Consider the following 24,865-nt stretch of genomic DNA (forward strand, 5'->3'; position numbering starts at 1 on the left):
ATGGTCTATCCAAGCCGCCGGGATTGAGCAATCGGGCGACGGACGCGAGCCCTCGCATCCCGTTCGGGGCTGGCACGCTGCATCTCCGTCCGATGGCGAACGGTTCCGCCGAGCTGTTCCAGACGCGCCGCGGCACCGCGCCCCCTTGCTTCTGCCGCCACAAAAGCCGAAACCAGCCTATTCCCAAAAAGGACAGAACCCATGGCGTTGCCACGCATGACCGCCGAGAGCCGCGCGCTGCTCGTCCAGCTGAAACGCGAGCCGGTCGACCTCCCCGCAACCGGTCTCATCCCGGACCTCAAGCAACTCGGCTTCATCGAGCATCGTGACGCCAAATGGCGCCCGACGCGCACCGGCAAGGACTATCTGAAGGCCAAGCGCTGACGGTCATCCCGTCACGGGGGCGCGCCCGACCGGGACTCCCCGTGACGGGCACCCCGTGGCGCGCCGTTCCCGCCCGCCGGACACAGGCCTCTTCCGGTGACGACTTGTCTTGGCGCGCGCAGAACGCATCTAGGAATCATGACCCTCGAGACTGACACTCCCGAAGTCCACGCGATCCTCGAACGGATCCGGACGTCTGTGGACGCACTGAACGATGCGCTCGGCGAGGCTGAGACCGCTGGCCTGCGCATCGATGTCAGGCTGACGGAGACGCCCCCGACCAGGATCGTCGCGGCGCTGGCTGCGTATGAGGAAGGCCGCCGTCCCTGCGACCTCAACTCGGCCAACGACGGCTGAGCGATCGCGGCGTGCCGCAAGGACGCCTGTCGTGCCTCACGCGAAGTTGCGCCGTGCGCGCTTTCCTCCGCCCTCGTCCCGGCCGATCCTGTCGGCCTGACGAAAGGAGCGCGCGATGCGACGATTCACGATCTGGGCCGCTGCGGCGGCCATTGCCCTGGCCATGAGCGCCGGGCCGGCGGCGGCCGACGACGCCAGCGACATTCGCTCCGTGATCGGTGCCCAGCTCGATGCGTTCCGTGCCGGTGACGGCGCCACGGCCTATTCCCACGCGGCGCCGAACGTGCGGGCGATCTTCCCCTCGCCGCAATCCTTCATGGAAATGGTCCGGCAGGGCTACGATCCGGTCTACCGGGCCGAGAGCGCCGTGTTCGGCGATTTGCGACCCGAGGGTCCGGGCTTTTTTCGCCAGGAGGTGAACCTCACCGATTCGCGCGGACGGAGCTGGATCGCGAGCTACACGCTAGAGCGACAGCCCGACGGCACGATGAAGATCACCGGCTGCACGATCCGCAAGGGTGACGATCTGGCGGTCTGAGCTTGTCGGCCGAGAACGCGTCGGCAATCAGCCGCAAGGCGGCAGATCGCCCCGCGCCCAGCCGGCTTTGGTGTTCGCGGCGAAGTCGTCGAAACCGCCCGCCTCGATCGCGGCGCGCATGCCAGCCATCAGCGCCTGGTAATAGGCGAGATTATTCCAGGTCAGCAGCATGGCGGCCAGCGCCTCGTTGGAGCGCACGAGGTGATGCAGATAGGCCCTCGAATAGTCGCGCGAGGCCGGGCAATCGGATTCCGCATCCAGCGGTCGCGGATCGTCGGCATGGCGCGCGTTCTTCAGATTGACCTTGCCGAAACGGGTATAGGCAAGGCCGTGGCGGCCGGCCCGGGTCGGCATGACGCAGTCGAACATGTCGATGCCCCGCGCCACCGACTGCAAAATGTCGTCGGGCGTCCCGACGCCCATGAGATAGCGCGGCTTTTCGGTCGGCATCACCGGCAGCGTTTCGTCGATCGTCGCCAGCATGACGTCCTGCGGCTCGCCGACGGCCAAGCCCCCGACCGCGTATCCCTTCAGGTCCATCGCCGCCAGGCGTTCGGCCGAACGGATGCGCAGGTCGATGACGTCGCCGCCCTGCACGATGCCGAACATCGCCTTGCCGGGCTGGTCGCCGAAGGCGGTCGCCGAGCGCTCGGCCCAGCGCAGCGACATTTCCATCGCCCGCTCGATCTCGGCCCGCTCGGCCGGCAGGCGAATGCACTCATCGAACTGCATCTGGATGTCGGAATCCAGCAGGCCCTGGATCTCGATCGAGCGTTCCGGGGTGAGTTCGTGCCGCGAGCCGTCGATATGCGAGCGAAAGCGCACGCCGCTCTCGTCGAGTTCGCGCAGGCTGGCCAGCGACATCACCTGGAAACCGCCGGAATCGGTCAGGATCGGATGCGGCCAGCGGGTGAAATCGTGCAGGCCGCCCAGCCGGGCGACGCGCTCGGCACCGGGGCGCAGCATCAGATGGTAGACGTTGCCCAGGATGATGTCGGAGCCGAGCGCCCGCACCTGGTCGAGATACATCGCCTTGACCGTTCCGGCGGTGCCGACCGGCATGAAGGCGGGCGTGCGCACCTCGCCGCGCGGCATCGTGATGCTGCCGCGGCGTGCCTTGCCGTCGGTTGCGAGGAGCCCGAACTGGAAGGTCTCGCTCATCGGTCTGCCCGGTCGATGAGGCAGGCATCGCCATAGGAATAGAAGCGGTAGCCGCTTCGGATGGCATGCTCGTAGGCAGATTTCATCGTGTCGATCCCGCTGAACGCGCTGACCAGCATGAACAGGGTCGAACGCGGCAGGTGAAAATTCGTCATCAGGCGGTCCACGGCACGGAAGCGGTAGCCCGGCGTGATGAAGATGTCCGTCGGCCCGGCAAAGGGTCGGATGGTGCCGTCCGCGTCCGCCGCGCTCTCCAGGAGCCGCAGCGAGGTGGTGCCGACAGCAACGATGCGTCGCCCCGCGCGCCGCGCGGCATTCAGCCGTTCGGCCGTCTCCGGCGCGATGCGGCCGATCTCGCTGTGCATGCGGTGCTCGGCCGTATCCTCGGCCTTGACCGGCAGGAACGTCCCGGCCCCGACGTGCAGCGTCAGATACTCGGTGACGATGTCGCGCGCGGCGAAGCGTTCGAACAGCCGGGGCGTGAAATGCAGGCCCGCTGTCGGCGCGGCGACGGCGCCGTCCTCGCGGGCATAGACGGTCTGGTAGTCGGTGCGGTCCTGGGCGTCGTCGGGACGCTTGGAGGCGATGTAGGGCGGCAGCGGAATGTGCCCGACGGCGGCGATCGCCTCGTCGAGCACCGGGCCCGAGACATCGAAGCGCAGCAACGCCTCGCCGCCCTCGCCGCGGGTCTCCACGGTCGCTTCCAGCGTGCCAGCGAGACAGGCATTGCCGCCATGGCCGAAGACGATGCGGTCGCCGACCCTGACGCGCTTGCCAGGCCGCACGAAGGCCAGCCAGCGATCCTGGGCTTCGCGCAAATGAAGCGTGGCGGCGATCTGGGCCACGCCCTCGCCGTCGATGGCGCCCGGCCGCCGGCGCAGCCCTTCGAGCTGCGCCGGGATGACGCGGGTGTCGTTGAAGACCAGGACGTCGCCCGGACTTAGCAGCGACGGCAGGTCGCCGACACTATGGTCGGTAAGCCGTCCTGCCGGATCGACCCCGAGCAGGCGCGCGCTCTCGCGCGGAGAGACCGGCCGGAGCGCGATACGCTCCGGCGGCAGCTCGAAATCGAACAGGTCGACGCGCATTCCCGGTCTCGTGGCTCAGCAACGGTCCGAAAATCGGAACCGATTCTCGGACAGCGCGATGCAGTGGTTCTCAGAGTCGGTGCGTCCTGTCGGACGCAGGGTGCTCCAGCCTAGAGGTCGGCCGCGACGCGCATGGTGGTGATGGAGTCGGGATCCTGGACGGGCTCGCCCTTCTTAATCTGGTCGACGTTGTCCATGCCCTCGATGACTTCGCCCCAGACGCTGTACTGGCGGTCGAGCCACGGCGCACGGTCGAAGCAGATGTAGAACTGCGAGTTGGCCGAGTTCGGATTGGCCGTACGGGCGGCAGAGACCGTACCGCGCTTGTGCGGCTCGGCGGAGAACTCGGCGCGCAGGTCCGGCTTGTCGGAGCCGCCGGCGCCGGTGCCCGTCGGGTCGCCGGTCTGGGCCATGAAGCCGTCGATGACGCGGTGGAACACGACGCCGTCATAGAAGCCTTCGCGAGCCAGTTCCTTGACCCGCGCCACGTGGTTCGGTGCCAGATCAGGCCGCAGCTTGATGACCACGCGGCCCTTCGTCGTCTCGAGGACCAGCGTGTCTTCCGGATTGTCGTACGCCATCTCGTTCTCCTTCTATGCAAACATGCAAACAGGCGGCTCCGATCACCGGAACCGCCATCCCTGCCCTTCCTTGGGCGGATTCGCCGGTCGGCACAAGCCTCGGGCGAACTGCAGACGCTCCGCTCAGCCCGCGGTGTCGCCGACGGTGACCTTCACCATCGCGTCGGGATCGGTGACCGAGCCGTTCTGTGCCGGGTCGCCCTTCTTGATCGCATCGACAATTTCCATGCCGGACACGACGTCGCCGACCACGGTGTACTGGCCGTCGAGGAAGTCGCCGTCGGCGAGCATGATGAAGAACTGCGAATTAGCCGAGTTGGGGTCCTGCGAGCGGGCCATGCCGACGGTGCCGCGGTCGAAGGTCTCGTCGGAGAATTCGGCCTTCAGGTCCGGCTCCTCCGAGCCGCCCATGCCGGTCCCCGTCGGATCGCCGGTCTGCGCCATGAAGCCGTCGATGACGCGGTGGAACACGACGCCGTCATAGAAGCCATCCTCGGCCAGCGCCTTGATCCGCTCGACATGGTTGGGCGCAAGGTCCGGGCGCAGCTGAATGCCGATGTCGCCGTTTTTCGTCGTGATGACCAGCGTGTTGTCGGGGTCTGACGACTGTGCGGCGGCAGGCATGGCGATGGCGGTGGCGGCCAGCGTTGCGGCCAGTCCCAGAGATGCGAAAATCTTCATGTCGGATCCACTTCAGCTCTTGTACCTGCGCGGCGCGTCAGGCGGTCTTTCCTCGTATCGCCTCGGCGACATTGGCAGGAACGAACGCGCTCACGTCCCCTCCCATCCGCGCGATCTGACGGACCAATGTGGCGGTTATGGGCCTCGTCGCCGGCGAAGCGGGAAAGAACACGGTGGTCACGTCGGGGCGCATCACGCCGTTCATGCCCGACATCTGCATCTCGTAGTCGAGGTCGGACCCGTCGCGCAGGCCGCGCACGATCACGGACGCTTCGGCAGCGACAGCCGCATCGACTGCCAATTGGTCGAAGGCCACGACGCGCAGGCCCGCGCCCGATGCGCCGCCTGCGCAATCGGCGATCAGCCGGGCCCGCTCCTCGAAGCTGAACATCGGAACCTTGCCCGGATGCACGCCGATCCCCACCACGATGTCGTCGAACACCGCCATCGCCTGCTTCAGGATGTCGAGATGGCCGTTGGTCATCGGGTCGAAGGACCCTGGGTAGAAGGCGCATGTCATGTCGTCGAATTCCCCCTCGCCGACGGCGCCGGTGATGCCGGTCGCCGCCTTGCCGATGAACGTTTGATGAACCGTGCCTTCCGCCATCGTTCAGCCCGGTGCAGCTAGATGGAACGAATTGCAACGCCGACCGTTGTCAAGCGGAATAATGGAGAAACTCGATGCTGGTCTTCGCCCTGTCCATCGCCATGGTCGTCACCCTCGCGACCGCCACCGCGATCACGCTGCACAACGAAACCCAGGCGCAACGCATCCGCGCCACCTCAAACCGCACGCGCACCATGCGCTGAGCCAGGACGCTCTGGGCCGCAGGCGAAACCTCGCTCGCGCCCGGCATTCGGTGATCAATGTAAAAAGGACTGCCGCAACGAGGTTGCGGCAGTCCTTTTTTGTGGCCGATACACGTTCGCGGACATCATTCCTGCGGCGGCAGATCACCCTCGTCCGGGGCCGGCGCGTCGGGTGCAGAACCGCCAGTGTCGCCGGTTCCGCCGTCATCCCCGGTGGTGTCGGCTTCGGCTTCGCCTGCCTCGTCCGCCCCCTGGTCGGGAATGCGTTCGACCGAAACGACGCGCTCGCCATCGGCCGTCTTGAAGATGGTCACGCCGCGCGTCGCGCGCCCGGCTGTCCGGATGCCTTCCACCGGCACGCGGATCAGCTGGCCGCGGTCGGTGACCAGCAGGATCTGGTCGCCGCTCTCCACCGGGAAGCCGGCCATGAGCTGGCCGATTTCCGCCGCCCGGCTCGTATCGGTGGCCCGAATGCCCTTGCCGCCGCGGCCGATCACCCGGAACTCGTAGGACGACGAGCGCTTGCCATAGCCGAACTCGCTGACCGTGAGGATCATCTCCTCGGCGGCGCTCAGATAAGCATAGCGCTCCTGATCGATCGCGACATCGCCCTCGATCTCTTCTTCGGCCGACGGCTCGGCTGTCAGGTCGGCATCGGACGCGCCTTCCACGGCGCGCCGCATCTTCAGATAAGAAACGCGTTCCGCCGGGGTCGCATCCACATGCCGCAGGATGGCCATGGAGATGACCCGGTCACCCTCGCCCAGCGAGATGCCCCGCACGCCGACGGAATTGCGGCCGGCAAAGACGCGCACGTCGTTTGCCTGAAAGCGGATGCACTGGCCGGAGGCTGCGGTCAGAAGGACGTCGTCGTCCTCCGAGCACGTCGCGACGGCGAGGATCTCGTCGCCGTCCTCGTCCAGCTTCATGGCAATCTTGCCGTTGCGGTTGACCTGCACGAAGTCGGACAGCTTGTTCCGGCGCACCGTGCCCCGGGTCGTGGCGAACATCACGTTCAGCTCCGCGGCCGCATCCGGGTCGCTCGGCAGCGGCAGGATTGAGGTGATCCGCTCGCCCTTTTCCAGCGGCAGCATGTTGATCAGCGCCTTGCCGCGGGACTGCGGAGAAGCCAGTGGCAAGCGCCAGACCTTTTCCTTGTAGACGATGCCGCGAGAGGAGAAGAACAGCACCGGCGTATGGGTGTTGGCGACGAACAGCCGGGTGACCGAATCTTCGTCGTTCTTCAGCGACATGCCGGCACGGCCCTTGCCGCCCCGGCGCTGCGAGCGATAGGTCGCCAGCGGCACGCGCTTGATGTAGCCGCCATGGCTGACGGTGACGACCATGTCCTCGCGCGGGATCAGGTCCTCGTCGTCCATGTCCGCCGCGCCCTCGGAGAGCTCGGTGCGGCGCGGCGTCGCGAATTCGTCGCGAACCGCGATCAGTTCTTCCTTGATGATCTCGCGGACGCGCACCCGCGACGACAGGATCTCCAGATATTCCCGGATCTCCTCGCCGATCTTGTTCAGCTCGTCGCCGATCTCGTCGCGGCCGAGCGCCGTCAGGCGCTGCAGCCGCAGGTCGAGGATCGCCCGCGCCTGCGCCTCGGACAGGCGATAGGTGCCGTCCTCGGTGATGCGGTGCCGCGGGTCGTCGATCAGCCGGATCAGCGGCGCCACGTCCTTGGCGTCCCAGGCCCGCGTCATCAGCTGCTCGCGGGCGGTCGCCGGATCGGGCGCGGACCGGATCAGCTTGATCACCTCGTCGATATTGGCGACGGCGATGGCGAGGCCGACGAGAACGTGGGCCCGTTCTCGCGCCTTGCGAAGCAGGTACTTGGTGCGCCGGTTGACCACTTCCTCGCGGAACGAGATGAACGCCGCCAGCATCTCCGGCAGCGTCAGCTGCTCGGGGCGGCCGCCATTCAGCGCCACCATGTTGGCGCCGAAGGTCGTCTGCAGCGGGGTGAAGCGGTAGAGCTGGTTGAGGATGACGTCGGACGACGCATCGCGCTTCAGCTCGATGACCACGCGGTAGCCGTCGCGGTCACTCTCGTCGCGGATGTCGGAAATCCCCTCGATCCGCTTGTCGCGGACGAGATCGGCCATCTTCTCGATCATCGTCGACTTGTTGACCTGGAACGGCACCTCGGTGACGACGATCGCCTCCCGGTCACCGCGCATCGGTTCGACATGCGCCTTGCCGCGCATCAGGATCGAGCCGCGGCCGGTCGAATAGGCCGACAGGATGCCGGCACGTCCCAGGACGATGGCGCCGGTCGGAAAGTCCGGTCCGGGTATGAACGCCATGAGTTCTTCCAGCGTGATCGCCGGATTGTCGATCATCGCCACGCAGCCGTCGACGATCTCGCCAAGATTGTGCGGCGGGATGTTGGTCGCCATGCCGACGGCGATGCCGCCGGAGCCGTTGACCAGGAGGTTCGGGAACCGTGCCGGCAGGACGACCGGCTCCTGCTCGCGGCCGTCGTAATTGTCCTGGAAGTTGACGGTTTCCTTGTCGATGTCGGCGAGCAGCGCCTCGGACACCTTGTAGAGGCGGGTTTCCGTATAGCGCATCGCCGCCGGCGGATCGCCGTCGATCGAGCCGAAATTGCCCTGCCCCTCGATGAGCGGCACGCGCAGCGACCAGTCCTGGGCCATGCGCACCAGGGCGTCGTAGATCGAGGAATCGCCGTGCGGATGGTATTTGCCCATCACCTCACCGATCACACCGGCCGACTTGCGGTAGGGGCGATTGAAGGTGAGGCCCATGCCATGCATGGCGTAGAGGATGCGCCGGTGCACCGGCTTCAGTCCGTCGCGCACGTCGGGAAGCGCGCGGCTGACGATCACGCTCATGGCGTAATCGAGATAGCTGCGCTGCATTTCCTCGATGATCGAGATGGATTCGATACCGGTGGGGCGCTCCGGCGGCGTCGTGATGTCGTCTTCGGCCAAGACTGTGTCCCGATTGACTCAAAATTCGTGTTCTGCCTATAGCCCGAACAGTCCGCAGGAGCAATTCCGAGCCGCTTTTGCGCAGCCTCGAAACGCCTGCCTTTCCAGACGCTTACGCGCTATCCAAAAGAAAGCGCCGGGACGGCTTGGCGCCAGGGCCTCAAAACGCGCCACGATGGCGGGAATCACCCGATCGGTGGTTTTGCCGGTGCCGCCCTTTGACCGGCTGCGTGCACCTGTTACCGATGGCGCAGGCTTCACCGGATCGCGGAACCGATGTTCGATCTCCTCCTGTCGGGTTTCGTCACCCTCTTCGTCATCATCGACCCGCTCGGGCTCGTGCCGCTGTTCCTGGCGGTGACGCCGGGTCTCGACGCGCCGGAGCGGCGGCGCATCGCGTTGCGGGCCTGCGTCATCGCCTTCGCGATCCTGGCGGTCTTCGCCCTGTTCGGCCTCGCCATCCTGCAGACCCTGGGCATCTCCCTCGGTGCGTTTCGCGTCGCCGGCGGCCTGTTCCTGTTCTGGATCGGCTTCGAACTGGTCTTCGAGAAGCGCAAGGAGCGCCATGAGCGCAGCGCCAACCGCGCCGTGGACGACCCCGAGGCCGCCGACGTCGCCGCCTTCCCCCTGGCGATCCCGCTGATCGCCGGTCCCGGCGCGATCTCCGCCGTGATCCTCCTGTCAGGTTCGCTGCCCAGCCTTGGCGGGCAGGCCGCGCTCGTCGCCGTCATCTTCACGGCCCTCGCCGTGAACTTCGCCTTCCTTGCCCTTGCCCACCGGGTCGACCGGTTTCTGGGCGTGACCGGCCGCGCGGTGATCTCGCGCCTTCTCGGCGTGCTGCTCGCCGCCCTGGCGGTGCAGTTCGTGGCCGATGGCGCTGCCGAACTCGTCTCCACCACCCAGCGCGGCGCCGCCCTGGGCTGAGGTCGCTGACATTAGGCACCGTGGCCTGCGGGCAGCCGGCGCCAGGGCCCGCAGACCGTTTCATCGACCGAGCGTCCGTTCGAAGCCCGCGACGGCCGAAACGCAAAAGGGCACCCGGCCGTCGCCGGATGCCCTTTCAGGTCGCGTCGCGAAGACCGATCAGAACGGGATTTCGTCGTCGAGGTCGCGGGACGAACCGCCACCGCCACCGCCGTAATTGCGATCGTCGCCGCCGGAGCTGCCCCCGCCCTGCTCGATCCGGCCACCGCCGCCACCGCTGCCGCTGCCGCGATCGTAGCCGCCGCCGCCTCCACCGCCGCCTTCGCTGCGGCCGTCGAGCATCTGCAGCTCGCCGCGGAATTTCTGCAGGACGACTTCGGTCGTGTACCGCTTCTGGCCCGACTGGTCTTCCCAGCTGCGGGTCTGCAGCGCGCCTTCGATATAGATCTTCGAGCCCTTCTTCAGGAACTGCTCGGCCACCTTCACGAGGTTCTCGTTGAAGATCACGACGTTGTGCCACTCGGTGCGCTCGCGGCGCTCGCCCGACTGGCGATCGCGCCAGGATTCGGAGGTCGCGATCCGCAGATTGACGACGGCATCGCCGGAATTCAGGCGGCGGATCTCGGGATCGGCCCCGAGATTGCCCACCAGAATGACCTTGTTGACACTGCCTGCCATGACGAAACTCCAATTCTGAAAATCGGCGCGACCCTATCCGACCGCTTCGCCGGGCGAAAGCGGCCCCGTACACCTGTCCACCATGTTGTCAGCGCGGCTGGTGACGCCGCACCCCGTTCCCGCCACCGCTCCGGCCCCGACGGACTGCCCCGCCACCGGGCTTGATGGGAACAAAAAAAGAACATCATCTGGCCGGAGTCAAGCAGAACGGTTCGGCCTCCGCCTTGGAAGAATGGTGCGGCGAACCTAAGTAGGGTCCGTTTCCCACCCGCAAGGACTGCATTTCGCGTCATGGCCGAACTCAAGACGATCTCCATTCGCGGCGCGCGCGAACACAATCTCAAGAATGTCGATCTGGAGATCCCGCGGGACCGGCTGATCGTGATGACCGGCCTGTCGGGGTCGGGAAAATCCTCCCTCGCCTTCGACACGATCTACGCCGAAGGCCAGCGCCGCTATGTCGAGAGTCTGTCCGCCTATGCGCGGCAGTTCCTCGAGATGATGCAGAAGCCGGACGTCGACCAGATCGACGGGCTGTCGCCGGCCATCTCGATCGAACAGAAGACCACGTCCAAGAATCCGCGCTCGACCGTCGGCACTGTCACCGAGATCTACGACTATCTGCGCCTGCTCTTTGCCCGTGTCGGCGTGCCCTACTCGCCGGCCACGGGCCTTCCGATCGAGAGCCAGACCGTCAGTCAGATGGTCGACCGGGTGATGGCGCTGGAGGAAGGCACGCGGCTCTATCTGCTGGCGCCGATCGTGCGTGGCCGCAAGGGTGAGTATCGCAAGGAGCTGGCCGAACTCCAGAAGAAAGGCTTCCAGCGGGTGCGCATCGACGGCGAGTTCTACGACATCGCCGACGCACCGGCTCTCGACAAGAAGTACAAGCACGACATCGACGTGGTGGTCGACCGCATCGTGGTGCGCGACGATCTGTCGGCGCGGCTGGCCGATTCCATCGAGACCGCGCTCGGCTTGGCCGAGGGCCTGGCGATCGCCGAGTTCGCCGATGGCGTCGACGAGAACGGCCATGCCAGGCAGCTCGTCTTTTCCGAGAAGTTCGCCTGCCCGGTCTCCGGTTTCACCATTCCCGAGATCGAGCCGCGCCTGTTCTCCTTCAACAATCCCTTCGGTGCCTGCCCGCGCTGCGACGGCATCGGCTCGCAGCAGGCGGTCGACCCCAAGCTGGTCGTCCCGAACGATGCGCTGACGCTGAAAGGCGGCGCCATCGCGCCCTGGGCGAAGTCCTCGTCTCCCTATTACGGCCAAACCCTCGATGCCCTCGGGCGGCAATATGGCTTCAAGCAGACCGATCGCTGGTCCGACCTGCCGGAGGAGGCGCGAAACGCCATTCTCCACGGCACCGGCAAGCAGAAGATCGAATTCCGCTACAATGACGGCCTGCGGTCCTACAAGACGACCAAGGTCTTCGAAGGCGTCGTCACCAATCTGGCGCGCCGCTGGAAGGAGACGGAATCGGCCTGGATGCGCGAGGAGATCGAGCGCTTCATGTCCGCCACGCCCTGCCCGGCCTGCAACGGCTATCGGCTGAAGCCCGAGGCGCTGGCAGTGAAGATCGCCGGTTGCCATGTCGGCGAGATTACCGAGCAGTCGATCCGCGCTGCCGCCGGCTGGTTCGAGGCGCTGCCGGCAAAGCTGACCGACAAGCAGAACGAGATCGCCGTGCGCATTCTCAAGGAAATCCGCGAGCGGCTGCGCTTCCTCAACGATGTCGGGCTCGATTATCTGACCCTGTCGCGGGCCTCCGGCACCCTGTCGGGCGGCGAGAGCCAGCGCATCCGGCTGGCATCGCAGATCGGCTCCGGCCTCACCGGCGTCCTCTATGTCCTCGACGAGCCGTCGATCGGCCTGCACCAGCGCGACAATGCCCGGCTCCTGGAAACGCTCAAGCACCTGCGCAACATCGGCAACACTGTGATCGTGGTGGAGCATGACGAGGACGCGATCCTGACCGCCGACTACGTGGTCGACATCGGCCCGGCAGCAGGCATCCATGGCGGCGAGATCATCGCGTCCGGCACCCCCGGCGAGGTCATGGCCAATCCGCGCTCGCTGACCGGGCGCTACCTGTCCGGCGATCTCGGCGTGCCGGTCCCCGAAAAGCGCCGCAAGCCCGTGAAAGGCAAGCAACTGAAGGTCGTCGGGGCCCGCGGCAACAACCTGAAGAACGTCTCCGCCGAGATTCCGCTGGGGCTGTTCTCCTGCGTCACCGGCGTCTCGGGCGGCGGCAAGTCCACCTTCCTGATCGAAACGCTCTACAAGGCGGCGTCGCGGCGCATTTCCAACGGCCGCGACATTCCGGCCGAGCACGACCGGGTCGAGGGGCTGGAGCATCTCGACAAGGTCATCGACATCGACCAGTCACCGATCGGCCGCACGCCGCGCTCGAATCCGGCGACCTACACCGGCGCCTTCACGCCGATCCGCGACTGGTTCGCCGGCCTGCCCGAGTCCAAGGCCCGCGGCTACCAGCCCGGCCGCTTCTCGTTCAACGTCAAGGGCGGTCGCTGCGAGGCCTGCCAGGGCGACGGCGTCATCAAGATCGAGATGCATTTCCTGCCGGATGTCTACGTTACCTGCGACGTCTGCCACGGCAAGCGCTACAATCGCGAGACGCTGGAGGTCACCTTCAAGGAGAAGTCGATCGCCGATGTCCTCGACATGACGGTCGAGGAAGGGGTCGACTTCTTCGCCGCCGTGCCGGTGGTGCGCGACAAGCTGGCGACGCTGAAGGAGGTCGGGCTCGGCTACATCAAGGTCGGCCAGCAGGCGACCACGCTCTCGGGCGGCGAGGCGCAGCGCGTCAAGCTGGCCAAGGAGCTGTCGCGCAAGGCGACCGGCCGCACGCTCTACATCCTCGACGAGCCGACGACCGGGCTGCATTTCCACGATGTCGCCAAGCTTCTGGAAGTGCTGCACGACCTCGTGGACCGCGGCAACACCATCGTCGTCATCGAGCACAATCTCGAGGTCATAAAGACCGCCGACTGGGTCGTCGACATCGGCCCCGAAGGCGGCGACGGCGGCGGCGAGATCGTCGCCACCGGCACGCCTGAAGACGTCGTGAAGGTCGAGCGGTCCTACACCGGGCACTTCCTGAAGGAACTGCTGGAGCGCCGCCCGGGCATCAAGCGCGAGGCCGCGGAGTAGCGCGGGCCGCCGCAAGGGGGAGAAGCGACATGGCAGAGAGCGGCGCGATCCGCACAGGCATCGGCGGCTGGACCTTCGAGCCCTGGGAGGGAAGCTTCTATCCCGCCGATTTGCCGAAGAAGCGGCAGCTCGAATATGCCGCCTCGAAGCTGACGACGATCGAGGTCAACGGCACCTTCTATCGCAGCCAGAAGCCGGAGACCTTCGCCAAATGGGCGAACGAGGCGCCGGAGGGGTTCGTCTTCTCGCTGAAGGCGCCGCGCTATGGGGTGAACCGCAAGGTGCTGGCCGAGGGCGGCGAATCCATCCAGCGCTTCGTCGAATCCGGGATCGCCGAACTCGGCGACAAGCTTGGGCCGCTGCTCTGGCAGTTGGCGGGAGCAAAGCAGTTCGACCCGGATGACTTCGGTGCCTTCCTGAAGCTGCTGCCGACCAGTGCCGGGGGCATCGCGCTGCGCAACGTCGTGGAGCTGCGCCACGAGAGCTTCGCCTGCCCGCAGGCGGTGCAATTGTGCCGGAAGGCTGGTGTCGCCATCGTCTATGCCGAAAGCGCCGACTATCCCGAGATCGCCGACGTCACCACGGACTTCGTCTATGCCCGGCTGCAGAAGGGCAACGCCGAGATCGCGACCGGCTATGCCGCCGATGCGCTCGATCGCTGGGCAGGACGCGCCAGGCAATGGGCGGCGGGCGAGCAGCCGGAGGACTTGCCCCGGCACGATCCCGAGACGTCCGCCCCAGCCCAGCCGCGCGACGTCTTCGTCTATTTCATCCGCGAAGGAAAAGTGCGTGCGCCGCAGGCCGCCATGGCGTTGCAGGAGCGCCTGCGGGACTGACGGCCGTAAACTCCTTCGCTGGCTTATCGGCTGGGGCTGGCGCCCCCGGCCGCCAACTCGGCATGGGCCTTCGGCAGCATGTCCGGCAGGTCCTCTGCGATGAGGCCCGGCCCGAAATGCTCGGCGGCGCGGCCATGCATCCACACGCCGGCGCAGGCCGCCTCGAAGGTCGGCGTGCCCTGCGCCAGTTGCGCTGCCACGATGCCGGCCAGGACATCGCCGCTGCCCGCCGTCGCCAGCCAGGGCGTGCCGTTGGCGTTGATCGCAGCGCGTCCCCCGGGTGTCGCGATGACGGTATCGCGCCCCTTCAGGATGACCACCGCATTGGCTCGGATCGCCGCCGCCTGTGCCCGGTCGAGCTTCGATAGCGTCTCGTCAGCGGCGATGTCGGGAAACAGGCGCCGAAACTCGCCCGCATGCGGGGTCAGGACCAGCGGCGTCTCGCCGTCGCCTCCGGCCTTGCAAGCCGCCGCGTACAATGCCTCCGGATCGTCCTGAAACGCGGTAATGCCGTCGGCGTCCAGGACCAGTCGTCGGCCCGCCGCCAGCACCATCGTTGAATAGGCGCGGGCCTTGTCGCCGACCCCGAACCCCGGGCCAAGCACGAAGGCGTTGGTCCGTCCGTCCTCCAGAAGCGCGGCGAGATCATCGGCATCGTTGCAGCGCTTCAGCATGATCGCGGTGAGATGGGCGGCATGGGCCAGCAGCGCCGAACCGGGCGCGTAGACGGTGACCAGTCCCGCGCCGCCCCGCAGCGCCGCCATTGCGGCCAGGCGCGCCGCCCCCGTCTGTGTCGCGCCACCCGAGAAGACCACGGCATGGCCACGGTCGTATTTGTGTCCGGCATCGCCAGGGCAGGCCATCCTGTCTCGGAAGAGTGCCGGCCCGTTGGCGAAGACCCGCGGCGCGATCGTGTCCAGCACGGACGCCGGGATGCCGATATCGGCGACGACCGTGCGACCGCAGGCGCCGCGGCCAGGCTCCAGGAGATGGCCCGGCTTCTGCCGGAAGAACGTCACCGTGAGATCGGCGGCGATCGCCGTGCCGAGTTGGGCGCCGCTCGCCCCGCTGATGCCCGACGGCAGGTCGATGGCGACGACCGGCAGGCCCGATGCGTTCACCGCTTCGATCGCCGCAGCCGCCTGCCCTTCCACGGCGCGCGCCAGTCCGGCGCCGAACAGGCCGTCGACGATCAGGTCGAAGCCGGTCGTGGTGAACTCGTCCAGGGGCCGCGCCGGTCCGTGATAGGCGTTCGCAGCCAGCGCGGCGTCTCCGGTCAGATGGTCCGGCGCGACGAGGAAGAACAGCGTCGCTTCGCGCCCCCTCTCCGCCAGGAGACGCGCCACGGCATAGCCATCGCCGCCGTTGTTGCCAGGTCCCGCCAGGACCGCGATGCGGCGCCCCGATGCATAGGCTGCGAGGAGCGCCGACGTGACGGCCCCGGCAGCCCGCTCCATCAGCACGATTCCCGGCAGACCACCGGCGATCGTCAGTCGGTCGGCCTCTCCCATCTGCCGGGAATCGAGCAGCGCCCGTTCGTTTGCACCATCATTCGCCATAGCAATGCCTACTAAATGCACATATCGACCAGAGAGTGTGCAGCCGACGTGACATGACAGACGCCCTCGTGTAGCCGTTTGAGGAAAAATGGAGCGGTTTCACCCGGCTGGGCTCCGATGATCGCATGGCCGGAACACGCCGATAACGGAAATTTCCGCTTTTCCGTCCGTTCCGGTGGACTATTTCGAACCATTCACCGTAGGAAGGCCTCTTTGGCACGCCACCTGCTACTGCGGGGACGACGGGCCGGCGGCCCGTGACGGGGACAACGTCGAGAAGGAATGTCGATGAAGAAGGTTGAGGCCATCATCAAGCCCTTCAAGCTGGATGAGGTGAAGGAGGCCCTGCAGGAGGTGGGGCTTCAGGGCATCACCGTCACCGAGGCCAAGGGATTCGGACGGCAGAAGGGTCATACCGAACTCTACCGCGGAGCCGAATACGTCGTCGACTTCCTGCCGAAGGTGAAGGTTGAGATCGTCCTTGCGGACGAGACCGTCGCCGCCGCCGTCGAAGCCATTCGCAAGGCGGCCCAGACCGGCCGCATTGGCGATGGCAAGATCTTCGTCTCCAACATCGAGGAAGCGATCCGCATCCGCACCGGCGAAGCCGGCACCGACGCGATCTGATCCAGCCGCTTCCCGCACCCAGTCTCAGAGTTCGATAATAGGAAGGACCGCCATGACGAGCGCCAATGACATCCTGAAGCAGGTCAAGGACAACGACGTAAAATTCGTCGACCTGCGCTTCACCGATCCCAAGGGCAAGTCCCAGCACGTGACCATGGATGTCACGCTGGTCGACGAGGACCTGTTCTCCGAGGGCACGATGTTCGACGGGTCGTCGATCGCCGGCTGGAAGGCGATCAACGAGTCCGACATGGTGCTCATGCCCGATCCCGAGACGGCCTACATGGACCCGTTCTTCGCCCAGTCGACCATGGCAATCGTCTGCGACATCCTCGATCCGATCTCCGGCGAGGCCTACAACCGCGATCCGCGCTCGACCGCGAAGAAGGCCGAAGCCTATCTGACCCAGTCGGGCACCGGCGACACGGCGTTCTTCGGCCCCGAGGCAGAATTCTTCGTCTTCGACGACGTCCGCTACAAGGCCGATCCGTACAACACCGGCTTCAAGCTGGATTCGACCGAGCTGCCGTCCAACGACGACGCCGAATACGAGACCGGCAACCTCGGCCATCGTCCGCGCGTCAAGGGCGGCTATTTCCCGGTTCCCCCGATCGATTCCTGCCAGGACATGCGTTCGGAAATGCTCACCGTCATGGCCGAGATGGGCGTCGCGGTCGAGAAGCATCACCATGAGGTCGCCGCGGCCCAGCACGAGCTTGGCATTAAGTTCGACACGCTGACCCGCAACGCCGACAAGATGCAGATCTACAAGTACGTCATCCACCAGGTGGCGAACGCATATGGCAAGACGGCGACCTTCATGCCGAAGCCGGTGTTTGGCGACAACGGCTCGGGCATGCACGTGCACCAGTCGATCTGGAAGGGCGGCAAGCCGACCTTCGCGGGCGACGAATATGCGGGCCTGTCGGAAAGCGCGCTGTTCTACATCGGCGGCATCATCAAGCATGCCAAGGCGCTGAACGCCTTCACCAACCCGTCGACCAACTCCTTCAAGCGTCTGGTCCCGGGCTACGAGGCGCCGGTCCTGCTCGCCTATTCGGCGCGCAACCGCTCGGCATCCTGCCGCATCCCGTTCGGCCAGTCGCCGAAGGCCAAGCGCGTCGAGGTCCGCTTCCCGGATCCGACCGCGAACCCGTACCTCGCCTTCGCGGCGATGCTGATGGCCGGCCTCGACGGCATCAAGAACAAGATCCATCCGGGCGCTGCCATGGACAAGGATCTGTACGACCTGCCGCCGGAAGAGCTGAAGGAAATCCCGACGGTCTGCCGCTCGCTGCGCGAGGCGATGGAGAGCCTGGATGCCGACCGCGACTTCCTGAAGGCCGGCGGCGTCTTCGACGACGACCAGATCGACGCCTTCATCGACCTGAAGATGGCCGAGGTGCTGCGCTTCGAAATGACGCCGCATCCGGTCGAGTTCGACATGTACTACTCGGTCTGATGGCCGCGGGTCGCCGGCGCTTGGCGGCGACCACGACAATCAGGAAACGGAAAGGGGGTGCCGGCGGCGCCCCCTTTTTCGTACGGCCGTCTGAAGCTCGCGGCGGCGTCGGCAGAATCACCAATGCGCTTGCCACCACGACGTGCGCGATGAGCCACCCCGCCGGGGTGGAAGCCGTGGATAAAGGGCCCCAATCGGCGCTTTCCCCTCCCCTGGAGGGGACGGGCGCTTGAAGAACATTTCGTGAAAGTATAGGCATTCGGCATGGTTTACGAGCGCTTGCCCCAAACGACGCGTGTCATGCGGCATTCCGCCAGGGAGTTCGCCGCGCGATGAGCGACGATCTGTTTTCCGGCAATGCCGCGCGCCAGCCGCGAGCGCCGAAGCCCGGCGTCAAGCCGCGCCCTGCTGCCAATCTGCAGGAGCCGTCCGAATACACCGCGGCGGACATCGAAGTCCTGGAGGGGCTCGAGCCTGTCCGCCGTCGTCCCGGCATGTATATCGGCGGCACCGACGAAAAGGCGCTGCATCATCTCTTCGCCGAGGTCATCGACAATTCGATGGACGAGGCGACGGCGGGACATGCCAATTTCATCGAGGTCGCGCTGGAAGCCGACGGCACCCTGTCGGTCGCCGACAATGGCCGCGGCATCCCCGTCGACCCGCATCCCAAATACCGCAACAAGTCCGCCCTCGAAGTCATCATGACGACGCTCCATGCGGGCGGCAAGTTCGACTCCAAGGTCTACGAGACCTCCGGCGGCCTGCACGGCGTCGGCGTCTCGGTGGTCAACGCCTTGTCCGAGACCCTCGAGGTCGAGGTTGCGCGCAACCGCAGGCTTTACCGGCAGACCTATTCGCGCGGCCATGCCCAGACCGGGCTGGAAGAGATCGGCGACGTCCAGAACCGCCGCGGCACGCGCATCCGGTTCCGCCCCGATCCGGAGATCTTCGGCGCCGGTGCGCGCTTCCGCCCCGAACGGCTTCTAGCGATGGCCCGCTCCAAGGCGTATCTGTTCGGCGGCGTCGAGATCCGCTGGGCCTGCGACCCCTCGCTCCTGCCGATCGATGGCAGCGTCCCGTCCCGCGATACCTTCCACTTTCCGGGCGGGCTGAAGGACTATCTCGACGGCACGCTGGACAAGACCGGCCGTGTCACGTCCCAGATCTTCGCCGGGCGCACCGAGAAGGTCTCCGGCCACGGGGCGGTCGAATGGGCGGTGAGCTGGACCGCCGATGACGGCTTCGTCCGCTCCTATTGCAACACCATTCCGACGCCGGAAGGCGGCACGCATGAGGCCGGTCTGCGCTCGGTGCTGCTGCGCGGCCTCAAGGCCTTCGCCGAGGTCTCGGGCAACAAGCGCGCCGCGGTCATCACCGGCGACGACATCATGCTGACGGCCTCGGCGATGCTATCGATCTTCATCCGCGAGCCGGAATTCGTCGGCCAGACCAAGGACCGGCTGGCCACGGCCGAAGCGCAGCGCATCGTCGAACAGTCGATGCGCGACTCCTTCGACATCTGGCTCGCCTCCTCGCCCCAGGACGCGGCCCGGCTGATCGACTGGGTGGTCGAGCGCGCCGACGAGCGGCTGCGTCGCCGCCAGGAGAAGGAAGTCAGCCGCAAGAGCGCGACCCGCAAATTGCGGCTGCCGGGCAAGCTGGCCGATTGCTCGCAGAGCGGTTCGGCCAATGCCGAGATCTTCATCGTCGAAGGCGATTCCGCCGGTGGCTCGGCCAAGCAGGCGCGGGACCGCAAGGTCCAGGCGATCCTGCCGCTGCGCGGCAAGATCCTGAACGTCGCCTCCGCGGGGCGCGAGAAATTCGGCGCCAACCAGCAGCTGGCCGATCTCATCCAGGCGCTGGGCTGCGGCACGCGTTCGAAATACCGGGAAGAGGACCTGCGCTACGAGCGCGTGATCATCATGACCGACGCCGATGTCGACGGCGCCCACATCGCCTCGCTGCTGATCACCTTCTTCTACCAGGAGATGCCGGAGCTGATCCGCGGCGGCCATCTCTTCCTCGCCGTACCGCCGCTCTACAAGCTGACCCAGGGCGGCAAGACGGCCTATGCACGCGACGACGCCGATCGCGAGCGCCTGATTGCCCGCGACTTCAAGGGCCGCGGCAAGGTCGAGATCTCGCGCTTCAAGGGCCTGGGCGAGATGCTGCCGGCGCAGCTGAAGGAAACCACCATGGATCCGCGCAAGCGCACGCTCCTGCGCGTCCACATGGACGAGACGCCCGAGGCCGGCACATCCGGCGCGGTCAACGCGCTGATGGGCAACAAGCCGGAAGCACGGTTCCGATTCCTGCAGGATCGCGCCGCCTTCGTTCAGGATCTGGACATCTGACGGGCACGCCCCGTAAGACATCGGACAGTACCGGCACAGGGAGTCCGAAGATGGTCATTCGTTCCAGCATCACATTGACCGGCGTCGGCCTAGCCGCCCTCGTCTTGGCGCAGAGCGCAGCTCTCGCCCAGGCGACGGACGCTGCGCCGGCTGCCGATCCCGCCGCCGCACAGCAGGTTCCCGCCGAGACTCCGGCGGCCGAAGCCGCCCCGGCGTCTGATTCCGCTCCGGCAGCTGCTGCCGCGGCCGAAACGCTGTCGCCCCTGATCGAAGACGTGCAGATCGTCGGCCCCTGGTCGGACGGCACGGTCCAGGGCGTCTGGCGGACGGTCATGGTGCAGTCCCTTGCGGACGAGACCGACTATCATTTCTTCGTCCAGCAGCTTGAGGGCAGCGGCACGGACATGCAATTGCGCTCCAGCACCGAGATCAAGGAAATCAACCAGATCGATGGCGCGATCGTGGGCTATCGTGCGGACGAGCCCAGCGAGAACGAACCCAACAGCCTGTCGCTGTTCTTCGACCTGCTGCCGGCTGATGGCGAGATCGCCGAAACCTACGAGCTGCATTTCTTCCCGGACCAGCCCTACGTCTTCGGGCCGGCCACCAACTGAGCCGAGCGCTCAGTCGGCGGGCGGCAGGGAAAGGCCACGCAGCAGGATCGCGTTCGCGCGATCCGGGGCTTCCATCGTAACCATGTGACCGACATCCGGCAGCATCTCGAGCTTCGCGCCGGGAATGGCCTCGGCCATCTCGCGCGAACGCTCCGGCGCGATGATGGCATCCGCGGTCCCCGCAACGATCGTCACCGGCACGTCGATCCGGGACAGGATTCCGCTCTGATTGGCCCGGCCGATGATCGCCTCCTGCTGACGCACGAAACCGTCGAAACCGATGGACAGGGCCATTGCGACGATTCGCTGCCTCAGGCTGTCATTGGCCGTCCCCGGCGCCAGCAAGCGTCCGGCAAGTTGCCGCGCCACGGCCTCGATCCCGTGCTCCTGCCCGAAGGCGATCAGCCTGCGACGCGCTGCGATCTGCTCGGGCGTGTCGTTCCGATGGCTCGTCGCCATCAGCACCACCGCCTTCACCCGCCCGGGCGCCTGACGGATCACCTCCAGGGCGACGTAACCGCCCATGGAGAGGCCGCAAAGGGCAAACTCGTCCGGCGCGTCGGCGAGCAGCCGCTCGGCCATGCCGGTGATCGTCGCATCCTGCGAAGTGTCGGCAATCGAGACGTTCCGCCCGGACAAGGCGGAGATCTGGTCGCGAAAAAGATCATCGGTGCACAGCAGCCCCGGTATCATGACAATTGATGCGAAATTCACTATTTCTGCCCTGTAAATCGCGTCGAACCGCCCCATCTAGCGTGTAACGGTTGACTCGCGCCGGCGCGCGCCCTATCGCCCCCATGATATGGGCTTTCAATCGCTACCGAACGCAACCTCCCATCTATCCAAGAGAACTGCTAGCTTGAAACTCTTTTCCGAACTCGGCCTGAGCGCCAAGGTTCTGGCAGCCGTGCAGGCAGCCGGATACAATGAACCGACGCCGATTCAGGAACAGGCCATTCCGCATGCGCTCCAGCGCCGGGATGTTCTGGGAATTGCGCAGACGGGAACCGGCAAGACCGCATCCTTCGTCCTGCCCATGCTGACCATGCTCGAGAAAGGGCGCGCGCGCGCGCGGATGCCGCGCACGCTGATCATCGAGCCGACGCGCGAGCTTGCCGCGCAGGTCGAGGAATCCTTCACCCGCTACGGTCTCGACCAGAAGCTCAATGTCGCGCTGCTGATCGGTGGTGTGTCCTTCGCCGATCAGGATCGCAAGATCGATCGCGGCGCCGATGTCCTCATCGCCACGCCGGGTCGTCTGCTGGACCATTTCGAGCGCGGCAAGCTGCTGATGACCGCTGTCGAGGTCCTCGTCATCGACGAAGCCGACCGCATGCTGGACATGGGCTTCATCCCGGACATCGAGCGCATCTGCAAGCTGCTGCCGGTGACCCGGCAGACGCTGTTCTTCTCGGCGACCATGCCGCCGGAGATCACCCGGCTGACGGAACAGTTCCTGCAGAACCCGGTCCGCGTCGAGGTCGCCAAGCCGGCTTCGGCCGCGCTGACCGTGACGCAGCGCATGGTCGCGACCAAGAAGGACGATTTCGAAAAGCGCGAGACGCTGCGCCGGATTCTCCGCGACCAGACAGACCTGACCAACGCCATCATCTTCTGCAACCGCAAGCGTGACGTGGCAACGCTGTTCCGCTCGCTGGAGCGCCATGGCTTTTCTGCCGGCGCGCTGCATGGCGACATGGATCAGACGTCGCGCACCGCAATGCTGCAGGGTTTCCGCGACAACAAGATCCAGTTGCTGGTCGCCTCCGACGTCGCGGCCCGCGGCCTCGACATCCCGGCCGTCAGCCATGTCTTCAATTTCGACGTGCCGATCCATGCCGAGGATTACGTCCACCGCATTGGCCGCACCGGCCGGGCCGGACGGTCGGGCCAGGCCTTCACCCTGGTGACCAAGGCCGACAAGAAGCATGTCGACGCGATCGAGAAACTGATCGGCACGCAGGTCGAGTGGCTCGGCGAGCCGCTCAACGCCGTCAGCGACGACGAGACCAGCGAGAAGCCGGCCCGTCGCAGCGGCAGCGGCCGCCGCACGCCGTCGACCCGGCGTCGCGGGTCCGCAGCCGCTGAGGATCAGGCGGTCGAGACGACGGCGCCCGAGCAGGCTCCCGTGGCCGAGCCTGCAGTGGTGCGCGCCGAATCCGGCGAACTCGATGTCCCCGTCGAGGCGATCACCCGGGACATGTCCGCCGACGTCATCGATGAGGATCCGGCGCCCAGCCAGAAGCCGAGCCGCAACCGCGCTGCGTCCAGTGAACGCGCCCGCCCGGCTTCGCCGCGCGCGCGTGGTGCCAAGCCGGCCGCTCCGCGTGGCCGAAACGACGATGGCGGCAAGTCGCCCGTCGGGTTCGGCGACGACATCCCGGCCTTCATGCTGATCGGGACCGGCACCTGACGGTGCCGGCCTGACGACCTCTCAGACCTGAATCGAAACGCCGGATGTGTGTTCACTCATCCGGCGTAATTCTGTCCGGGCCTGCTTGGTGATGTCCATGGTCAGCGACACGGCCCCGTCTTCGCGGTCGTCCCGCTCGGTCACCGTGGCGTTCTCGTAGATCCACGGCACGAAGCCCATGGCGTCCGGCGCGAGGTCCACGGTCATCGAGACCGTGCCGCCGCCGATACGCCGTTCCACATCGACCAGCAGCGCTTCGACGCCCACGCCCGTGACGGCCGAGACCAGATGTACGGCGTCGGGATCGGGCAGGCTCTCGCGCATGGTGGTCAGATGCTGGACACCGGCCTCGTCCAGAAGGTCGACCTTGTTCCAGATCTCGACGACATGGTCGCTGTCGTCCACGTCGATATCCAGGTCGCGCAGGATCTTCCGCACATCCTCGGCCTGCGCCAGCGTGTCCGGGTCGGCCACGTCGCGCACATGCAGCACGATGTCGGCCTCGATCACCTCTTCCAGCGTCGCCCGGAAGGCGGCGACCAGATGCGTCGGCAGGTCCGACACGAAGCCCACCGTGTCCGAGAACAGGATCTCCGTGCCGTGGGGCAGCGTCGTGCGGCGAAGCGTCGGATCCAGCGTCGCAAAGAGGAGGTCCTGCGCCATGACGTCGGCACCGGTCAGGCGATTGAACAGTGTCGACTTGCCGGCATTGGTGTAGCCGACGAGGGCGACCACCGGATGCGGCGCCTTCTTGCGCTGGGCACGATGGAGCTGCCGGGTTCGCCGGACCTGCTCGAGGTCCTTCTCCAGCCGCTTGATCTTTTCCTGCAGCTGCCGACGATCAGATTCGATCTGCGTCTCGCCCGGACCGCCGAGGAAGCCGGCGCCGCCCCGCTGGCGCTCCAGATGGGTCCAGCTCCGCACGAGCCGGCCACGCTGGTAGTTCAGATGCGCCAGCTCGACCTGCAGGCGGCCTTCCTTGGTGCGCGCGCGTTCGCCGAAGATCTCGAGAATGAGCCCGGTCCGGTCCAGGACCTTGACGTTCAGCTCCTTTTCCAGATTGCGCTGCTGCACCGGCGTGAGCGGATGGTCGAACACCACCAGCCCGATCTCCTCGCCGGCGACGACGCCCTTCATCTCCTCGACCTTGCCGGTGCCGATCAGCGTGGCCGGACGCGGCCGCTGCCCGCTGACGACGCCGCTGGCAACGATGTCGAGCCCGATGGCCGCGGCAAGGCCCATCGCCTCGGCCAGGCGCGCCTCGTGGCTGCGGCGCGGCGCGTCGGCGATGCCCGACGCGTCGTCCTGCACCGGATATTGCTTGAACACCGGCACGTAGACGGCCGCCCGTGTCGGAACGGTCTTGTGTTCGATCGGGCCCCGCGGACCGGTTTCTCTATGTTCGGCCAATCAGTCTTTCCTGTCTTCGTCGCTGCCATCGTACATGTGCACGGGCTGGGACGGCATGATGGTGGAGATGGCGTGCTTGTAGACCAGTTGGGAATGCCCGTCGCGACGCAACAGCACGCAGAAATTGTCGAAGGATGTGACGACGCCGGTCAGCTTGACGCCGTTGACCAGAAAGATGGTCAGCGAGATCTTCTGCTTGCGGACGGTGTTGAGGAAGAGGTCCTGGAGGTTCTGCGTGCGTTCGGCCATATGGT

23 protein-coding genes are annotated in these 24,865 nt (G+C 66.3%); 12 read left to right on the forward strand and 11 right to left on the reverse strand.

The genetic code is table 11. From position 1 onward, the window contains the following. Positions 1-201 precede the first annotated feature (201 nt). The 3 genes from VQ042_RS01990 (at position 202) to VQ042_RS02000 (ending at position 1,279) form a co-directional block, all read left to right on the forward strand. On the forward strand, positions 202-384 hold the full coding sequence (locus tag VQ042_RS01990) for a hypothetical protein (protein WP_331814900.1): 183 nt from the start codon (positions 202-204) through the stop codon (positions 382-384). A 138-nt stretch (positions 385-522) separates the two neighbouring features. Next, positions 523-741, forward strand: coding sequence for a hypothetical protein (locus tag VQ042_RS01995; protein ID WP_331814902.1), 219 nt, complete (start codon positions 523-525; stop codon positions 739-741). Positions 742-856: 115 nt separating this feature from the next. Further along, complete coding sequence (locus tag VQ042_RS02000; RefSeq protein WP_331814904.1) at positions 857-1,279, forward strand: DUF4864 domain-containing protein; 423 nt, start codon at positions 857-859, stop codon at positions 1,277-1,279. Positions 1,280-1,306: 27 nt separating this feature from the next. On the opposite strand, the gene tgt is transcribed toward VQ042_RS02000, so the two are convergent. The 5 genes from tgt to coaD all read right to left on the reverse strand — a co-directional run bounded on the left by tgt (position 1,307) and on the right by coaD (position 5,310). After that, positions 1,307-2,440 (reverse strand): tRNA guanosine(34) transglycosylase Tgt, encoded by a 1,134-nt coding sequence (tgt, locus tag VQ042_RS02005; protein WP_331814906.1) that lies wholly within the window; start codon positions 2,438-2,440, stop codon positions 1,307-1,309. Further along, the gene (queA, locus tag VQ042_RS02010; RefSeq protein WP_331814907.1) at positions 2,437-3,528 is read right to left on the reverse strand and encodes a tRNA preQ1(34) S-adenosylmethionine ribosyltransferase-isomerase QueA; all 1,092 of its coding nucleotides are present in this window, start codon (positions 3,526-3,528) and stop codon (positions 2,437-2,439) included. Before queA ends, tgt begins: the two co-directional genes overlap by 4 nt. 110 nt (positions 3,529-3,638) lie before the next feature. Beyond that, the gene (locus VQ042_RS02015; protein ID WP_331814908.1) at positions 3,639-4,109 is read right to left on the reverse strand and encodes a peptidylprolyl isomerase; all 471 of its coding nucleotides are present in this window, start codon (positions 4,107-4,109) and stop codon (positions 3,639-3,641) included. Between the two features lie 123 nt (positions 4,110-4,232). Continuing rightward, positions 4,233-4,790, reverse strand: a complete 558-nt coding sequence (locus VQ042_RS02020) for a peptidylprolyl isomerase (RefSeq protein ID WP_331814909.1) — start codon at positions 4,788-4,790, stop codon at positions 4,233-4,235. 37 nt (positions 4,791-4,827) lie between these two features. After that, the gene (coaD, locus tag VQ042_RS02025) at positions 4,828-5,310 is read right to left on the reverse strand and encodes a pantetheine-phosphate adenylyltransferase (RefSeq protein WP_331815177.1); all 483 of its coding nucleotides are present in this window, start codon (positions 5,308-5,310) and stop codon (positions 4,828-4,830) included. Between the two features lie 161 nt (positions 5,311-5,471). Here coaD and VQ042_RS02030 point away from each other — a divergent pair, with 161 nt between their 5' ends. After that, the gene (locus VQ042_RS02030; RefSeq protein ID WP_331814910.1) at positions 5,472-5,600 is read left to right on the forward strand and encodes a hypothetical protein; all 129 of its coding nucleotides are present in this window, start codon (positions 5,472-5,474) and stop codon (positions 5,598-5,600) included. Positions 5,601-5,725: 125 nt separating this feature from the next. On the opposite strand, the gene gyrA is transcribed toward VQ042_RS02030, so the two are convergent. Further along, on the reverse strand, positions 5,726-8,485 hold the full coding sequence (gene gyrA / locus VQ042_RS02035) for a DNA gyrase subunit A (protein ID WP_442880009.1): 2,760 nt from the start codon (positions 8,483-8,485) through the stop codon (positions 5,726-5,728). A gap of 348 nt (positions 8,486-8,833) precedes the next feature. On the opposite strand from gyrA, the gene VQ042_RS02040 reads away from it, so the two are divergent. Beyond that, the gene (locus tag VQ042_RS02040; RefSeq protein ID WP_331814913.1) at positions 8,834-9,481 is read left to right on the forward strand and encodes a MarC family protein; all 648 of its coding nucleotides are present in this window, start codon (positions 8,834-8,836) and stop codon (positions 9,479-9,481) included. 159 nt (positions 9,482-9,640) lie between these two features. On the opposite strand, the gene ssb is transcribed toward VQ042_RS02040, so the two are convergent. After that, complete coding sequence (ssb, locus tag VQ042_RS02045; RefSeq protein ID WP_331814914.1) at positions 9,641-10,159, reverse strand: single-stranded DNA-binding protein; 519 nt, start codon at positions 10,157-10,159, stop codon at positions 9,641-9,643. 291 nt (positions 10,160-10,450) lie between these two features. Here ssb and uvrA point away from each other — a divergent pair, with 291 nt between their 5' ends. Both uvrA and VQ042_RS02055 read left to right on the forward strand, forming a co-directional pair. Next, on the forward strand, positions 10,451-13,333 hold the full coding sequence (uvrA, locus tag VQ042_RS02050; protein ID WP_331814915.1) for an excinuclease ABC subunit UvrA: 2,883 nt from the start codon (positions 10,451-10,453) through the stop codon (positions 13,331-13,333). Between the two features lie 29 nt (positions 13,334-13,362). Next, positions 13,363-14,169 carry a DUF72 domain-containing protein gene (locus VQ042_RS02055; RefSeq protein ID WP_331814916.1) on the forward strand — a complete coding sequence of 269 codons (807 nt, stop codon included), beginning with the start codon at positions 13,363-13,365 and terminating at the stop codon, positions 14,167-14,169. A 23-nt stretch (positions 14,170-14,192) separates the two neighbouring features. On the opposite strand, the gene VQ042_RS02060 is transcribed toward VQ042_RS02055, so the two are convergent. Next, positions 14,193-15,728 (reverse strand): NAD(P)H-hydrate dehydratase, encoded by a 1,536-nt coding sequence (locus VQ042_RS02060; RefSeq protein ID WP_331814918.1) that lies wholly within the window; start codon positions 15,726-15,728, stop codon positions 14,193-14,195. Positions 15,729-16,016: 288 nt separating this feature from the next. On the opposite strand from VQ042_RS02060, the gene VQ042_RS02065 reads away from it, so the two are divergent. The 4 genes from VQ042_RS02065 (at position 16,017) to VQ042_RS02080 (ending at position 20,788) form a co-directional block, all read left to right on the forward strand. After that, positions 16,017-16,355 carry a P-II family nitrogen regulator gene (locus VQ042_RS02065; protein ID WP_024350649.1) on the forward strand — a complete coding sequence of 113 codons (339 nt, stop codon included), beginning with the start codon at positions 16,017-16,019 and terminating at the stop codon, positions 16,353-16,355. A 52-nt stretch (positions 16,356-16,407) separates the two neighbouring features. Continuing rightward, positions 16,408-17,817, forward strand: a complete 1,410-nt coding sequence (gene glnA / locus VQ042_RS02070; protein ID WP_331814927.1) for a type I glutamate--ammonia ligase — start codon at positions 16,408-16,410, stop codon at positions 17,815-17,817. Positions 17,818-18,149: 332 nt separating this feature from the next. Further along, a complete protein-coding gene (gene parE / locus VQ042_RS02075) occupies positions 18,150-20,174 on the forward strand; it encodes a DNA topoisomerase IV subunit B (RefSeq protein WP_331814929.1) in 2,025 nt (674 codons plus the stop codon). A gap of 50 nt (positions 20,175-20,224) precedes the next feature. Then, positions 20,225-20,788 (forward strand): hypothetical protein, encoded by a 564-nt coding sequence (locus VQ042_RS02080; RefSeq protein ID WP_331814931.1) that lies wholly within the window; start codon positions 20,225-20,227, stop codon positions 20,786-20,788. Positions 20,789-20,797: 9 nt separating this feature from the next. Here the strand turns inward: VQ042_RS02080 and VQ042_RS02085 are convergent, their stop codons facing one another. After that, positions 20,798-21,502: an alpha/beta fold hydrolase gene (locus VQ042_RS02085; RefSeq protein ID WP_331814934.1), complete on the reverse strand. Its 705-nt coding sequence runs from the start codon at positions 21,500-21,502 to the stop codon at positions 20,798-20,800. Positions 21,503-21,590: 88 nt separating this feature from the next. On the opposite strand from VQ042_RS02085, the gene VQ042_RS02090 reads away from it, so the two are divergent. Next, on the forward strand, positions 21,591-23,201 hold the full coding sequence (locus VQ042_RS02090) for a DEAD/DEAH box helicase (protein WP_442880008.1): 1,611 nt from the start codon (positions 21,591-21,593) through the stop codon (positions 23,199-23,201). 21 nt (positions 23,202-23,222) lie between these two features. Here VQ042_RS02090 and hflX read toward each other — a convergent pair whose 3' ends face one another. After that, entirely contained in the window at positions 23,223-24,611 is a 1,389-nt protein-coding gene (gene hflX / locus VQ042_RS02095; RefSeq protein ID WP_331814939.1) for a GTPase HflX, read from the reverse strand. Further along, entirely contained in the window at positions 24,612-24,860 is a 249-nt protein-coding gene (gene hfq, locus VQ042_RS02100; RefSeq protein ID WP_024350643.1) for an RNA chaperone Hfq, read from the reverse strand. Positions 24,861-24,865 lie beyond the last annotated feature (5 nt).

The sequence above is a fragment of the Aurantimonas sp. A2-1-M11 genome, from assembly GCF_036549475.1.
Classification (GTDB): Bacteria; Pseudomonadota; Alphaproteobacteria; order Rhizobiales; family Rhizobiaceae; genus Aurantimonas.